This is a genomic window from Arthrobacter sp. EM1 (genome assembly GCF_029964055.1).
In the GTDB taxonomy this organism is placed as follows: Bacteria; Actinomycetota; Actinomycetes; order Actinomycetales; family Micrococcaceae; genus Arthrobacter.
The window spans coordinates 3064816-3079333 of the sequence record NZ_CP124836.1; the positions used below are offsets into that span (position 1 = coordinate 3064816).

The window sequence follows — 14518 nt, forward strand, 5'->3', positions numbered from 1 at the left end:
CCCGGCGGCGCCTGACAGAATGGCTCCATGGACGTTGCTCTTGGACTGATTGCGCTTGTGTCGGTGGTTTGCGCGGGCAGCGCACTGGGCCGGAAAATCAATGTGTCCGTTCCGCTGTTACTGGTGCTGGCGGGAGTGATCGGATCTTTCCTGCCGTTCGTACCGGACATCGAACTGAACCCCGAACTTGTCCTGGTGGGGTTGCTGCCGCCCCTGCTGTACGCCGCGGCCCTGCAGACCTCGCTGTTCGATTTTGGCTCCAACCGGCGGGCCATCGGCCTGCTTTCGGTCGGCTATGTCATCTTTGGCACGCTCGCCGTGGGCTTCGTTGTCTGGTGGCTGTTCCCCGAGATTCCGCTCGCTGCAGCGATTGCCCTGGGCGCCGTCGTCGCGCCACCGGACGCCGTCGCCGCCACTGCGATCGCGCGCAAGGTGGGCATGCCCCGCCGGATCGTTACGATCCTGGAAGGCGAGTCGCTGGTCAATGACGCGACCGCCTTGGTCTGTCTCCGGGCGGCTATCGCCGCCATTGCGGGAACCGTCTCCGCCGCGCAGGTGGCCGGCGGGTTTCTGCTCGCGGCCGGCGGCGGACTGGTGGCCGGGCTGGCAGCGGCTTACGTCCTGACGCAAGTGCGCAAACGGACCCGAAACGTCGCAATCAACACCTCCATTTCGCTGATGGCACCGTTTGTCGCGTACCTCCCGGCGGAGGCGATCCACGCCTCCGGCGTCCTCTCCGTCGTCGTCGCCGGCCTGGTGATGGGCACAAAGTCGCCGTCCATGCCCAACGGCGCCGCGCGGCTGAGCCAGCGCAGCAACTGGCACACGGCCCAGTTCCTGCTCGAGAATTCCGTGTTCTTGCTGATCGGCCTCCAGGTTCGGACCATCATTGACGGAGTCCAGGGCGATTCACTGGGGGCATCCCGGATCTGGGCAGGCTGTGCCGTGATTCTGCTGGCAGTGCTGCTGCTCCGTCCGGTCTGGGTGTTCCCGGTAACCTACCTGCCCCGGCTGATTCCTGCCATCCGCCGGAAGGATCCGTCCCCGCCGTGGCAACATGCAGCCATCGTCTCCTGGGCAGGTATGCGCGGTGTTGTTACGCTCGCCGCCGTGCTGGTGCTGCCGGCGGACCTGGAACACCGGTCAGTCCTGGTGCTTGCGGCCATGGTGGTGGTCGGCGGAACCCTGGCGTTGCAGGGCTTTACCCTTCCCGCGCTGGTCCGGCTGCTGGGGGTCCAAGGTCCGGACCAGCGCGAAGATGCCCTGAATCAGGCGTCCCTGATGCAGCTGGCCACGGCAGCCGGGGTGGAACGGCTGGCGGAAATCGGCACCGAGAACGATCCTCCGGAAGTCATGGCAATGCTTAAGCGCCGCACCCAGGAGCGCGGGCTGGCCGCCTGGGAACGGCTCGGCCGGCCGTCGGCGGAGACGGCGACACCGAGCCAGCGCTATGCGCATCTGCGCCTGGCCATGCTGGACGCTGAACGGACGAAAGTACTGGAACTGCGGCGCGGCGGCGCGTATCCGCATGAGGTCCTCAGTTCGGTCCTGGACCGGTTGGATGTTGAGGAATCGATGCTGGACGCTGCGGCGGAGGACTTGGACCTCTCCAGCGGCGGTGGCGAGGGAGTTGCCCAGCCCGGCGGGGTGTGCGATCACCTGGCATCCGCGCCGGACGCCGGCGCGCCGCGCAACCCGTTTTGCGCGGAGTGCGTCCGGGAAGGCACAACGCCGGTCCACCTCAGAATGTGCCTGAGCTGCGGCGCCGTGGGGTGCTGCGATTCGTCGCCCGGAACCCACGCCTCCCGGCATTACACCGCGACCGGCCATCCCGTCATGCGGAGCATCGAACCGGGTGAGGACTGGCGCTGGTGCTATGAGGACGACCTTCTGGGCTGAGCGAAATATCCTGCCCCCGTGCGGTGTTGGCTCTGACATGACAACAATCGGAATCATCGGTGCAGGACACATTGGCAGCCAGATTGCGCGCAAAGCGGTGCAGCTCGGCTACGACATCGTCATCAGCAACTCCCGCGGACCGGAAACCCTCACGGACCTCGTCGCGGAACTCGGCCCGCACGCCCGGGCCGCGACCCCGGCCGAGGCAGCAGCGGCGGGCGACTTCGCCGTCGTAACCGTACCGCTCAAAAACCTTGGGTCCGTTCCCGTGGAGCCGCTGGCGGGCAAGGTCGTGGTCGACACAAACAACTACTACTGGGAACGGGACGGCCATTTCCCGGCACTGGACAACGGGGAAGCCACCACGTCCGGGCTCCTGCAGGAACACCTGCCCGCCTCCAAGGTGGCCAAGGCCTTCAACCACATTATGTTCTCGCAGATCACCACCGACGGGGAGCCCGCCGGCACGCCCAACCGCCGCGCATTGGCCACGGCCAGCGATTTTCCCGAGGCTGCGGATCTGGTCACCCGGCTTTATGACGAATTCGGCTTCGACACGGTCAATATCGGCCCGTTGTCCGAGAGTTGGCGGGTGGAGCGGGACCGGCCTGCCTACGGCCAGCGGCAGAATGCCGCCGAGCTGGAAGAGAACCTGGCCCGGGCTCCGCGCACCGTCTAAGACCGCGGAAGCCTTCGGTGCGGGGGCAGGTCAGAGCATCGGTAAGACCTCCTCCCGCACCTGCTTGCGCAGGATCTTTCCGAGCATCGACCGCGGCATGTCCGGGATGGCAACGATCCGTTTGGGCACCTTGTAGCTCGCCAGGTGCTCACGGCAGTGCCCGCGGAGGGCGTCCTCGTCGAGCGTGGCCCCCGGCTCCAGTTCGACGGCGGCAACCACCATCTCGCCTCCCCGCTCGAGCGGCTTCCCAACGACGGCGGCGTCCTTGACGTCCGGATGAAGGCGCAGCACTGCCTCGGCTTCGGTGGGCGAGACGTTGAATCCGCCAGTGATGATGAGCTCCTTGGCCCGGTCAACGACTGTGGTGAAACCGTCCTCGTCCACGGTCACGACGTCGCCGGTTCGCAGCCACCCATCGGCGGTGAGTGTTTTCGCTGTTTCTTCCGGGTTGTTCCAGTAGCCCTGGAACACCTGCGGGCCTTTCAGCATCAGCTCCCCCGGCTGGCCCGGCGTTACTTCCACGGCAGGATCATCCAGGCTGACGACCTTCATCAGGGTCGATGGGAACGGCACGCCAATCGTGCCGTTGCGGCGTGTGGGGTGGAAGGGGTTGCCCAGCGCGACCGGTGAGGACTCGGTCATGCCGTAGCCTTCAACCAGCAGCCCGCCGGAGACCGACTCCCACAGTTCCACCACATGGTCGGGCAGGTTCATGGCACCGGAGATGCAGTATTTGCAGGACCGGAGCGAGATGCCCTTCTCCTTAGCGGCCATCGCTGTGCGCTCGTAGATCGGCGGCACCGCACAGTAGACCGTCGCAGGCGACTTCTTCATCGCAGCCAGGACCAGCTCCGGCTCGAATTTGGGGAACAGCACCAGCAGGCCTTGCTTGCGGATCCCGTAGGTCAGGTAGAGCGTCATGCCAAAGGCGTGGAACATGGGCAGGATCGCGTAGAACACTTCCTTGCGGTACTGCGCCCCATGCATCCACGCTTCGCCCTGCAAGGCGTTGGAGTAGAGGTTGAAGTGCGTCAGCATCGCGCCTTTTGGGCGGCCGGTGGTTCCCGAGGTGTACTGGATCGCGGCGAGGTCATCCACAGCGGGGCGGGGATGTCCCGGATCCAGCCTGCCGTGGCTCAGCAGATCCTTCCACGGCGTCGTTCCCGGGGCCGGTGCGGTCAGCGCGTCGCGGGACTCGCGCAGCTTTTTCACGGGCAGGTGCAGGGCAAAGCGCTTGACGGCGGGGAACGCCGCGAGGATGTTGACGGAGACGACGTGGTCGATCTCGATGTCGGACGGGAAGTCACGGATGGCCGCAGCGGCTTTGTCCCAGGTGATCACAACGCGCGCCTGGTGGTCTTCAAACTGGTGCCGGAGTTCCCGCGAGGTGTAGAGCGGGTTGTGCTCGACGACGACAGCCCCGAGGCGCAGCACCGCGTAGAACGCGACCACGTGCTGCGGGCAGTTCGGCAGGATCAGGGCTACCCGGTCGCCGGCGCGGACACCAAGCCGCCGCAGCCCCTCGGCGGCCCGGTCGACCTGTTCACCGAGTTCGGTGTAGCTGGTGCGGCGGCCGAAAAACTCCATCGCGGGTGCTGTCCCTGCCTCAGCCACGGACCGCTCCAGCATCGCGGAGAGGGACTCGGTGGGCAATTCAATCTCCGCAGGGACACCCGGCTGGTAGTTCTTCACCCAGGGCTGCTGGTCAGTGTGCTCCATGCTCACATCTTGCCGTTAACCGCCGTCCCCGGGAAATCTCGGCCCGGCACCTCCCGCCAACCACCCTTCGGGTCCGCAGGAGCGGCCGAGTGGGACTTTTTCCGTCCGGGTGACATCCTGAGGGCACTATGACCGCACACGAAGAGGCACCCAGCCCGTCTCCCCTCACCGGCAAGGCTCCCGGCGCCGCCCCAGCCGCGACCGGCGCTGAGGCCGCCGGGGCTGAGGCCGCCGGGGCTGGTTCGGGCACGGACCGCAGCCGGCGCGGGTTGCTGGCCCGGGCCCTGGGCGGAGGGACCGACCCGGACCCCCGTTTCACGCTGGCTAACGAGCGCACGTTCCTGGCTTGGATCCGCACGTCGCTGGCGCTGGTAGCCGGCGGCATCGCCGTCGAAGCGTTCACGTCGGCGCTGTTCGGACCGGAACTTCGAAAGTCCGTGGCCGTGCTGCTGCTCCTGCTGGGACTGTTGACCGGCGGCGGCTCCTTCTTCCGCTGGCTCAACGTCGAACGTGCCATGCGCCTGCAGGAACCGCTCCCGGCGCCGCTGCTCACCCCGCTCCTGGCGGTCGGCGGCGCCATCGTCGCTGCAGTGCTGATCGTCTTTGTGATCGTTCGGCCGGCCTAACCATGGCGACATCCAGGCCCGCCGCGGTGCATAACGATCCCGGGCTCCAGCCCGAGCGTACGGACCTTGCCTGGCGGCGGACCTCGTTCACGCTGATTACGGCGGCGTGCATCTTCCTGCGCTGGGTGCCGCACCATGGCTGGTTTGCCGGCACACTTGTGGCAGCGTCCCTGATCGTCGCCCTGGGCATCGCCATAACGCAGCGTCGCCGCTACCACCACCACGCCAGCGGCATCGCAGGAGCCGTGATGGTACCGAATTTCAGGGGCGCGGCGGCCATCGCCGGCAGCGTTGTGGTCCTCTCCGTCCTGGGAATCTACACAGTGCTGTTCCTGCCGCTGCCGTGAACGCGGCACCGCCTCCCACAATGGGCCGCGCAAAGCGGCAGCCGACCCGGCCGCCGGCACTGGGGCCCTGCCGCTGCCCGGGAGGATAGTTTGAGGCCATGATGGAAAGTTACAGGTACAACATCGAGGTCCTCCACCTCCTCGTGTCCCCCGCGCACGCCTACTTCGGCCGGGCCCGCGAGGGCGCAGCGGACGTCCCGACGACCGATGCGGACCGTGCCGAGCTGGTGACCGGCAAGGGAATTGTCGGCGACCGGTTCTTTGGCAAGGCCGCGCATATGGATGCCGCGGTCACCCTTATGGCGGTCGAGGCTCTCGAAGCGATGGCCACGGAGCTGGGCACCGGCGCCTTCGACCCGCTCCTGACCCGGCGCAATGTGGTCCTCCGCGGCGCCCAGCTGGCTCCGCTGCTGGGCGGGGAATTCGCCATCGAATCGCGGGGACACCTGGTGCGGCTCCGGGCCGGGCGGCCTGCCCACCCCTGCGCCTGGATGGACCAGATGCTCGCGCCGGGAGCCCACGCGGCGATGCGCGGGCGCGGCGGGGTGAGATGCCAGCCTCTTTCGGACGGCCTGCTGCACCGCGGACCCGCCGTGCTGATCAGCCCCGTGCCCCTGGATCCCGGGCAGGCGGGCACCCCGAGTGCGCTCCGACCGTCGCGGCTGCCCTAGCCGGGGTGGCGGCCGGCGCAGCCGTGACGCCGGTCCGGGACCGCTGCGGCTACGAATCACTTTCTGAAACCACAAACAGAAGGTGACGATGAGTGTTCAGCAGGAAACCGCTCCCTCGGGGGCCGCGACGCTGCGGCGGAGCATCCTTGGGACCGAGCTGGGCCCCTGCACGGTAAGGGTCCAGCACGGCACCGATGGTCTCCGCCCGGCAACCGGCACCCCGGATGTCTACCTCCACGGGGCCGCGGGATCATGGACGACGTTCCTGCCGCTGCTTTCCCGGGCGCCGGCCCATGACCGGGTGCTCATTGATTTGCCGGGCTGGGGAGATTCCACGAGCGGCTGCCGGCCGGAGCGATTCAGCATCGAGGCGATGGCACGCGCCGTCACCGAGGTTCTGGACTCGCTCGGCTACCAGCGGTGGAACCTGGTGGGACACTCGATGGGAGGCTTCCTGGCCTTGCACGTTGCCGCGACGTCGCCGGAGCGGACAGCCAGCGTTGCCACCATCTCGGCCACCACCTTCGGTGTGGCCGGCGCGGCCCGGCGGCCACTGCGGTCCCTGTTCCGGTTCCCGGCATTTGTTGGCATGCTCACGGTGATGCGGGCCATGGCGGCCCTCGGCCCGGCCGGATCCGCACTGATCCGCGCCGTCGGCACCACACCGGTCATGCGGCCGCTGTTGGCACCCTTCTTCGCAGACCCCGCAGCCATCTCCCCGCAGGTCATTCGCGGATTGGGCCTGGACGCCCGACCGGCCAGCTTCCTGGCGGCTGCCCGGGCCGCGGCCCGCTACGATTTTTCCCAGTGGCGCGGCATCAGTTGCCCGGTGCTGGCCCTCCGGGGCGACCGGGATGTCTTTACGCCGGCATCGGACCTGATCCGGCTGGCCGCCGTTATCCCGCATATCCAGCCTGCCACGGTCCCGGACTGCGGCCACTTCGCCAACATCGAGCGTCCGGAGTACGTGCAAGCCCTGCTCGATGACCTGCGCCGCCCCTAAGCCGGCCGCCACCGACGACGACGCGGCTGCCGCCGAACCGACTCGCCGGGAAGGGGCATGATCAGGGCACCGCTGAATCCTGGTAGCTTCACGTTTTTTCCCGATGATTGGCCGGCCCCTGCCGGATCGCACTGTGATCAGTCTCACCCTGCAATATTGGCCATCCGGCTTGAGACTCCAGCCCGGCACTGTGCATCATAAAAGGGCACGGCAGGGGCCTCCAACGTCCCGCCGGGCCAGCCCGCTGACCGCGCCGACTCCGGCGCCGAAGTGAATCAGGGGCGACGGTTTTACCCATCCTGGTGGACGCAATGAAGCCAAACCGGTGAGCTCGCAGAGCCGCCCGACGGTCTACGGCGTTCCTGGTGTGGCCGCACGGCGGCTCCGCAACGTTGCGTCAGCCGGACATCCGGAACATGAATGGAAGCACTGAACAATGACGTTTGAAACTGCCAACTCTGTCACCCACAAGCTCTGGGACCGCTCCAACATGCACAGCGAACTGGACGCCCTGGTGCACGATCTCTCGGTCCGCCACAATACGCCCAAAAGCAGCATCGCGGTGCACGCCAGCGGGCCCAACACCTTTACGCTCAGCCTGAACCACGGCGCAGCCAACACCGAAACGGTCAATCTGTAGCAGCAACAACTGACGACGGCGGGAGGCCTCAACCTCCCGCCGTCGTCAGTTAAGCTCTCATCCCTTAGGCCGCTTCCTGGAGCTCGAAAGAGGACGAGGTACTCACCGGCGGGCCCGCCTCGGTGGCCCGACAGCTGGCCCAAGACGTCCCAGCGGGCGCTGCAATTACGGAACCATTCAGTCAAGGTCGACTGCGTCGCGGCCGGGCAGCCGGTCTCCCGGACAGCCGTGAACTTCATCCTCCAAGGTCCGGGATACCCAGGATTTCCGTTCCCCCCGCTTGAGTCCAGGCAGACCGGCAACTCCCGGCCCAGAACACCTAGGGCACTTAACCCGGGCCGGCTCCGTTGACCGACGCAGTGGCACGTTCCTGCGATAGTCGGTGCCCAAGGGCCAGGACGCGTACGGAAATGTCCGCCGCATCCCGTCCCGGGAGACCGGTTGAGAGGTCAGGCAGTTCCAGGGACCGCGCGCCGGTGGCGCCCCGCAGGACAGCTCTCCAGAGCATTTCCACCGTCGAGACGGTTTCGATGGCACCTGTCGGCCCCGACACCAGCCACCCCCCGCTGGTGGCAGCCACCTTGGAGGCCCCGGCCCAGGACCGGCAGGCATCGTTGACCGTTTGGGCGACGATCAGGTGTTGCCGGATCGTTCTCTCCGGGCCCAGTACGGGATCTGCTACGACAGTTTGTCCGCATGCACCACACATAGAATCTTCCCTTTCTAGGGCATAACGTCGCCGGAATTTGGTCCCAACGTCTGGCCGACATACAGGTTGCCGCCCGGATCGCTCGCGAGAAGCAACGCAGTGGGAGCTACCTCGGCCGGGAGCCCGAAGCGCAGCAACGGGAGTTCGGCACGCTTGGCGGCTTTCCACTCCGCTGAAATTCCTTCCACCAACGGCGTTTCGATGGGCCCCGGGGCGATGCTGTTGACCAGCACATTGTCGCCGGCGGTTTCCAGGGCCAGGGCCTTGGTCAGCCCCACCACCCCAGCCTTGGCTGCACTGTAGTGGCTGAGCCCGGTTCCGCCCTTGATGGCCAGCTGGGAGGCGATGTTGATGATGCGGCCCCACTTCTGTTGCCGCATCTCCCCCACGACTTCGCGGCAGCAGAGGAAGACCCCGGTCAGGTCAACGGAAACCGTTTCGTTCCACATGGCCAGGGTCATGTCTTCCAGCCGTGATTCGGTCAGCAGGCCCGCGCTGTTGACGAGAATGTCGATGCTGCCGAGCTGCGAGCGCGCCGCCGCAAAAGCGGCTTTTACGCTTGCTTCATCTGAGACGTCGACGGCGATGGTTCCCGCCGCGCCGGACCGGTCCAGGACAGCCACTCTGTCTCCATTGGCGGCAAAGGCTTCGGCGATGGCCTTGCCGATGCCGCTGGCTCCGCCCGTAACCACCACAGCCCGGCCCGACGCCCTAGGGGAGGTGTCAGTGTTGTTCATGCTTTCCCTCCAATGCCTCTCAGGCACGCATCTTGATGGTGAGACCGCCGTCGACGATCAGCGACTGGCCGGTAACGTAAACAGCGTCATCGGAGGTCAGGAAGCCGATCACGCTGGCAACCTCTTCCGGCCGGCCGACCCGGCCCCAGGGGATCTCCCGTCCGGCACGCTGCAGGCCGTCGGGCCCAAGGGAGTTCACCGGGTCCAGGGACTGGGGCGTCTCAATCAGCCCGGGGATGACAGCGTTGGCGCGGATGCCGCGCGGCCCCAGCTCCGCGGCCACGCTGCGGATCAACCCGAGCACACCGGCCTTGGCGGCCGCGTAGTGGGCATGTTCCTCCCACCCGTAGACGCCGCCGGCAATCGACGACACCGCAACCATTGCTCCGCCGTCGGTCATCTTCGCCGCCCCGGCCCGCAGGGTTCGCAGCACGCCGGTGAGGTCTACGTCGAGCATGTCGTGCCAGCGCTCGTCGGTCATCTCGCCCAGGGGCGAGTTGCGGAGGATTCCGGCGTTCGCCACTGCGAAGTCCAGCCGCCCGTATTCCTCGACGGCGCGTTCGGCGAACGCATCGACGGAAGGGGTGCTGCGGACATCCACTTCGTGGATGACGCCCGCACCCCCTGCCGCATGCACCAAGCGGAGGGTTTCCTGCGGGTCGTGCGGGTCGCCGGGAAAGGTTCCGATAACCGACCGCACCCCGTGTCCGGCGTAGTAGACGGCAAGCGCGCGTCCGATTCCGCTGGCCGCCCCGGTGATTATCGCGACCTTTCCCGCGCTCATGCTCCGACCTCGTGCGGGTGGTCCTCCATCAAGGCCTCCGTTGGCGGCTTAGCGGCGATCATCAGGAGGCCGGAAACCAGCGTTCCCAGCGCACCCACCCAGACGGCTGCGGTGCCGGTCCCGCTTCCGGCGGCAATTGCGGTGAAGATGGCCCCGCCGATGATGGTGCCCGGCTGGCTCATGGCGCCGATGAAAGCGGTGCCGGTGGCTCGGCAACTGACGGGGTAGCACTCAGCCATAAAGTACTGGATCGCAGCGTACGGGCCGACAAGGAAGAACAGGCCGGCGCCGTAGGTGAGGATGATCATGAACGGGCTCGTGGCGATGGGGCTGAGCATGATCGTGAAGGAAATGCCGGAGAGGATCCAGCCGCCGATGATGGTCCGCTTGCGCCCAATCTTGTCCCCGAGCCAGCCGTGGAAGACGTAGCCGAAGTACGCCAGCAGGTTGATCACGATGAGCATCCAGAAAGCGTCGGAGAGTTCCACGCCCTTCGCGTTTTTCAGGACGGAAGTGCCGAGGACACTGAAGATGGTGATGCCGAAAAAGTTTACGATCCAGGCCAGGGAGAACACGATGGTGTTCCGGCGCAGCTGCGGCTCCCAGATCCGCTTGAGCGGTGCCGCGGAAGAGTGTTCGACGCCGTAGGCGTGGGCCAAGGAGTGGGCGTCGGCGGACTTGCCGCTCTTCTCCAGTTCGGTCAGTTTGTGGTGCAGTTCAAACTGGGGGGTCTCCTTGAGCTTCCGGGCGATGACCCACACAATGATGGCTGCCGGAACGGTGGCCATCAGGTAGAGGGCACGCCAGCCGAGGGTCGGCAGGAAGGCCAGGGCGAGGGCACTGGCGAGCAGGAAGCCCAGCGGCCAGCCGCCCTGGATGAAGGAGTAGTGGAAGCCGGGGCGCTTGCGCTTATCGGCGACCTCGGTCACCTGGTAGACCTCGTTCATGTACGTCGCGTTGACGGCCTGTTCCGAGAATCCGAGCCCACCGAAGGAACGGACCAGGACCAGCAGCCCGTTGCTCAGAAACGGGATGCCAGTCGGAATCAGAGCCGTCAGGCCGGAGACGACGGCGGTGCCGCCGACGGTGACCATCATGCCTTTGCGACGGCCGAGCCGGTCAATAACAGGTCCGATCCCGAAAGCAACGACTGCGGTGCCGACAGCGATCCAGGTGTTGATCGCGTAGGCTTCGGGTGCCGTCCAGCCGAACTCCTCCTGCATGGCCGGCAAGAGGGTGCCGAAGAGCCCGTAGTCGAAGACGGCCACGGTCCAGGCGAGCAGGGCAAGAACGGTGGCTGTGGTGGTGTGGCGCTTGGAGAAGACCGGGAAACGGCGCTTCTCATCGGGTGCGGGTTGCGTCAGATCGACGGCAGGCTGCTGGATGGTCATTACTGGTTTTCCTTTCGGGGGCTGCGGGTGAGGAAGGAGTCCGCGATCTGGTCGAATGTGTGCCAGCTGACGCCCTCGTGGGAGTTGATGTGTTCGATGAGGCGTTCGAGCATCAGCAGGACCTGGGGCCGGCCGGAGACGTCCGGATGGATGGTCATGGTGAAGACCGCCTGGTCCATTTCGCGGTAGACCCAATCAAACTGGTCCTTCCACATCTGTTCGATGTCCCGGGGGCTGACGAAGCCGTGCGAGTTTGGCGATGCCTTGATGAACATCATGGGAGGCAGGTCATCGAGGTACCAGTTGGCCGGGATCTCCACGAGGTCGGTTTCGCGCCCCCGGACCAGCGGTTCCATCCAGGTTTCGGCGTCTTTGGTGTAGTCGATCTTCTTCCAGCTGTCGCCGACCCTGACGTAATAGGGCTCAAAGTCGCGGTGCATCAGGGAGTGGTCGTATTTGATCCCGCGTTCCAGGAGGATCTCATTGGTAACCCCGGAGAATTCCCACCAGGGTGCGACATAGCCTGTGGGACGGCGGCCGGAGACCTTTTCGATGAGTTCGATGGACCGGTCCAGGATGGCCGTCTCCTGCTCGCGGGTCATGGCGATGGGGTTCTCGTGCGAGTACCCGTGCACGCCGATTTCGTGGCCTGCGTCCACGATCATCCGGGTCAGCTCCGGGAATGTCTCGATCGAGTGACCGGGCACGAACCAGGTGGCGGGAAGTCCGTACTTCTCAAAAAGACGGATGAGGCGCGGGCCGCCGACTTCCCCGCTGAACAGGCCCCGGGAGATATCACACGGGGAGTCTTCGCCGCCGTAGGAACCGAGCATTCCGGCAACGGCGTCCACGTCGACGCCGAACGCGACTTGGATGTCCTTAGTCATGAGATCAACCTTTCACTGCGCTTTTTCTTGGGTTTTGGTTATTGGGGTTTGGTTCGGTGCGGTAACTGTCAAGGGACCTTGCCCCGGAGGGCGAAGGTGTCCGCAATGCGGTGCTGGGGAGTACCGAGCCTGAGCAGCAGGCTGAGCAGGACCAGGGACTGGGATGGCCTGAGCAGGCCGGAGGAAATGGCGCCTGCGGCACGCAGATCTTCACCGCCGCCGTCGCCGTACCTGGGCACAACGGCGCCGGCCTCCACCCTCGTGCTCGTCACCACCACGACGCCGGCCGCGCTGGCGTCCGCTACTGCCCGGCACATCGTGCGGTTGGCATTGCCAGTACCCGTCCCCTGGAGCACTATGCCCGCCGCCCCGGCCTGGAGGCTGGCCCGCAACAGGGTCGAGTCGGACCCGGGGTAAGCGGCGATGAGGTCCACGCGGGGTGAACCGGCCGCCGCTCCCGGCAAGGGAAACGGGTCGTATGCGGGCCGGGCACGGTCGAGGCTGACGTCACCTGAACCGGATACCGATCCTGCCGTGCCGAAGTCCGGGTTGGCGAAGGCATCGAGCCTCGTTGTGTGGCTCTTCCGGACTCCCGCCGCGGGGTAGATGGTCCCCGCGAAGGCGAGCAGTACGCCTTTTCCACGCGCCTGCGGGGAGCCGGCGACTGCAATCGCGCGGGCGAGATTGTCGGGACCGTCCGGTGCCTGGGAGTCGGCGGGGTGCTGCGCTCCGGTAAAGACGACGGGCCGGGGATCATCGTGGGTGAGGTCCATCAGGTAGGCGGTCTCCTCCATGGTGTCCGTCCCGTGGGTGACCACAATTCCCAGAACCTGCGGGTGAGCAAGGGCCTGCCGGACCTTGGCGCAGATGGCGATCATGTCCTCAACCGTCAGCAGGTACGAACCTTTCCGGAAAACATCCACCACACGGACCGGATGCCGGGCCGGAATCCCCATGCCGGCGAACACCTGCTCGCCCGTGTCCGACGCCACAGCGGCACCCCCGGCCTCGGCCGCGCGGGAAGAAATTGTTCCTCCTGTGGCCAACAGCACCACGTGGGGGCCCTGCAGATCTGTGACAGTCATTTCCACTCCGTTAGTTAAGCGCCTGATGCCTGAAGCGCACCCAATCGATTGGGTAGTTGGCTAAAAAGTTATCGCCGCGATGTTTCGGCTAAATGCTTCCGGGTGTTTCGAGGGTGTAAACACTGCGCAGCCTGATTCCGGCCTGCTCGGTACCCAATCGATTGGGTTAGCCGGTGAGATGACTATAGAATGTGATGTGCGGCACGTCAAGAGCTCACGAAGCAGGGATCCGCACGTTTTCGGGCAGTCTTGGTGATGACGTCTTTATGAGCCGAGCCAGGGGGAAAGAATGAACGAAGCCGCAGGCGATGGCCGGGCCGTCACGCTGAAGGATCTTGCCAACGAGCTCGGGATCCACCCGTCGACGGTGTCCCGGATCCTGCACTCGGGCACTGACGTTGCGCGGGGGGCCGCCTCCGTGGCGACGGCCGAGCGGGTGCGTGATCTGGCGCGGAAGCGCGGCTACTCCCCCGACCCCCAGGCGGCTGGCCTCCGGACACGGCGGACCCGGCTCATGGGCGTAATCGTTCCCCGGCTTTCGGACCTTGTCCTGGCAATCATGTACGAGGGCATCGACGAGGCCGCGGCGGAACTGGGCTATTCGACATTTGTGATGAACTCGCGCGATGACCCTGAGGAACAGCGACGCAAGACGGACACCATGCTCGCCCGGCGGGTGGACGGGCTGATCATCGGTGACGCCCATTTGGACACTGGGCTGCTGGTGGAACTGACCGACCGGAAGGTGCCGTTTGTGCTGATGAACCGCCGCGTCCCGGGCTACCCGGCGGCTACCTGCGACGACGTCCTGGGCGGGGAGCTTGTGGCCGAGCACCTGTGGAAGACCGGGCACCGGAATGTCGCGGTGATCGCCGGCGAGCCGTACGCCAGCACGGCTGTCGACCGGACGGCCGGTTTCGTCGACCGCTGGCGTTCGCTGGGGGGAAAGCTGCCCGGGAACGCCGTGGTGTGGTCCCGGTTCGATACTGCCGGGGGCCGTGAAGCGGCCGAGACCATCCTGACGCACTGCCGTCCCCGCCCGACGGCGCTTTTCGCCGTGAATGACTTCGCCGCGATCGGGGCCATGGGAGCGCTGCGGTCCCATGGCCTCACCGTCGGTACCGATGTGGCAGTGGTCGGCTTTAATGACACGTCACTGGCCGCGGAGCTGCCCATTCCGCTGTCCTCCGTCCGCTCGCCAATGCTGGATATCGGACGTACGGCGGTGCAGCTGCTAAAGGGGGTGCTCGACGGCGCACACGTCGAGTCCGTGAAGCTGGTGCCGACCTTGTGCGTCCGGGAAAGCAGCGCCTAAACCAGCGCAGAAACGACTCGCCAACG

The 14518-nt window shown here is 66.2% G+C and carries 15 protein-coding genes; 8 read left to right on the forward strand and 7 right to left on the reverse strand.

The window, feature by feature from the left end; genetic code table 11:
- The first annotated feature begins 27 nt into the window (after positions 1-27).
- Together QI450_RS14190 and QI450_RS14195 are read left to right on the forward strand one after the other, a co-directional pair.
- Positions 28-1899, forward strand: a complete 1872-nt coding sequence (locus tag QI450_RS14190; protein WP_226775409.1) for a Na+/H+ antiporter — start codon at positions 28-30, stop codon at positions 1897-1899.
- The gene (locus QI450_RS14195) at positions 1877-2578 is read left to right on the forward strand and encodes an NAD(P)-binding domain-containing protein (RefSeq protein WP_226775408.1); all 702 of its coding nucleotides are present in this window, start codon (positions 1877-1879) and stop codon (positions 2576-2578) included. Before QI450_RS14190 ends, QI450_RS14195 begins: the two co-directional genes overlap by 23 nt.
- Positions 2579-2608: 30 nt before the next feature.
- Here the strand turns inward: QI450_RS14195 and QI450_RS14200 are convergent, their stop codons facing one another.
- Complete coding sequence (locus QI450_RS14200) at positions 2609-4297, reverse strand: long-chain-fatty-acid--CoA ligase (protein WP_226775407.1); 1689 nt, start codon at positions 4295-4297, stop codon at positions 2609-2611.
- Between the two features lie 128 nt (positions 4298-4425).
- On the opposite strand from QI450_RS14200, the gene QI450_RS14205 reads away from it, so the two are divergent.
- From QI450_RS14205 to QI450_RS14225, 5 genes are all read left to right on the forward strand, one after another.
- Positions 4426-4923 carry a DUF202 domain-containing protein gene (locus QI450_RS14205; protein ID WP_309485695.1) on the forward strand — a complete coding sequence of 166 codons (498 nt, stop codon included), beginning with the start codon at positions 4426-4428 and terminating at the stop codon, positions 4921-4923.
- A gap of 2 nt (positions 4924-4925) precedes the next feature.
- Positions 4926-5270: a DUF202 domain-containing protein gene (locus QI450_RS14210; RefSeq protein ID WP_226775406.1), complete on the forward strand. Its 345-nt coding sequence runs from the start codon at positions 4926-4928 to the stop codon at positions 5268-5270.
- Positions 5271-5368: 98 nt separating this feature from the next.
- The gene (locus QI450_RS14215) at positions 5369-5941 is read left to right on the forward strand and encodes a molybdenum cofactor biosysynthesis protein (RefSeq protein WP_282468034.1); all 573 of its coding nucleotides are present in this window, start codon (positions 5369-5371) and stop codon (positions 5939-5941) included.
- A gap of 88 nt (positions 5942-6029) precedes the next feature.
- Positions 6030-6944, forward strand: a complete 915-nt coding sequence (locus QI450_RS14220) for an alpha/beta hydrolase (protein ID WP_226775404.1) — start codon at positions 6030-6032, stop codon at positions 6942-6944.
- A gap of 436 nt (positions 6945-7380) precedes the next feature.
- Positions 7381-7584 (forward strand): hypothetical protein, encoded by a 204-nt coding sequence (locus QI450_RS14225; RefSeq protein WP_226775403.1) that lies wholly within the window; start codon positions 7381-7383, stop codon positions 7582-7584.
- A gap of 328 nt (positions 7585-7912) precedes the next feature.
- On the opposite strand, the gene QI450_RS14230 is transcribed toward QI450_RS14225, so the two are convergent.
- The 6 genes from QI450_RS14230 to QI450_RS14255 all read right to left on the reverse strand — a co-directional run bounded on the left by QI450_RS14230 (position 7913) and on the right by QI450_RS14255 (position 13177).
- The gene (locus QI450_RS14230) at positions 7913-8293 is read right to left on the reverse strand and encodes a hypothetical protein (RefSeq protein ID WP_282358786.1); all 381 of its coding nucleotides are present in this window, start codon (positions 8291-8293) and stop codon (positions 7913-7915) included.
- A gap of 14 nt (positions 8294-8307) precedes the next feature.
- Positions 8308-9030: an SDR family NAD(P)-dependent oxidoreductase gene (locus QI450_RS14235; protein ID WP_226775402.1), complete on the reverse strand. Its 723-nt coding sequence runs from the start codon at positions 9028-9030 to the stop codon at positions 8308-8310.
- 19 nt (positions 9031-9049) lie between these two features.
- Positions 9050-9814, reverse strand: a complete 765-nt coding sequence (locus QI450_RS14240; protein ID WP_226775401.1) for an SDR family oxidoreductase — start codon at positions 9812-9814, stop codon at positions 9050-9052.
- A complete protein-coding gene (locus tag QI450_RS14245; protein ID WP_226775400.1) occupies positions 9811-11205 on the reverse strand; it encodes an MFS transporter in 1395 nt (464 codons plus the stop codon). Before QI450_RS14245 ends, QI450_RS14240 begins: the two co-directional genes overlap by 4 nt.
- Positions 11205-12092, reverse strand: a complete 888-nt coding sequence (locus tag QI450_RS14250) for a polysaccharide deacetylase (protein WP_226775399.1) — start codon at positions 12090-12092, stop codon at positions 11205-11207. The genes QI450_RS14245 and QI450_RS14250 overlap by 1 nt, the downstream gene beginning before the upstream one ends.
- A 68-nt stretch (positions 12093-12160) precedes the next feature.
- Complete coding sequence (locus tag QI450_RS14255; protein WP_226775398.1) at positions 12161-13177, reverse strand: asparaginase; 1017 nt, start codon at positions 13175-13177, stop codon at positions 12161-12163.
- A gap of 289 nt (positions 13178-13466) precedes the next feature.
- Here QI450_RS14255 and QI450_RS14260 point away from each other — a divergent pair, with 289 nt between their 5' ends.
- Positions 13467-14492 carry a LacI family DNA-binding transcriptional regulator gene (locus QI450_RS14260; RefSeq protein WP_226775397.1) on the forward strand — a complete coding sequence of 342 codons (1026 nt, stop codon included), beginning with the start codon at positions 13467-13469 and terminating at the stop codon, positions 14490-14492.
- Positions 14493-14518: the final 26 nt, after the last annotated feature.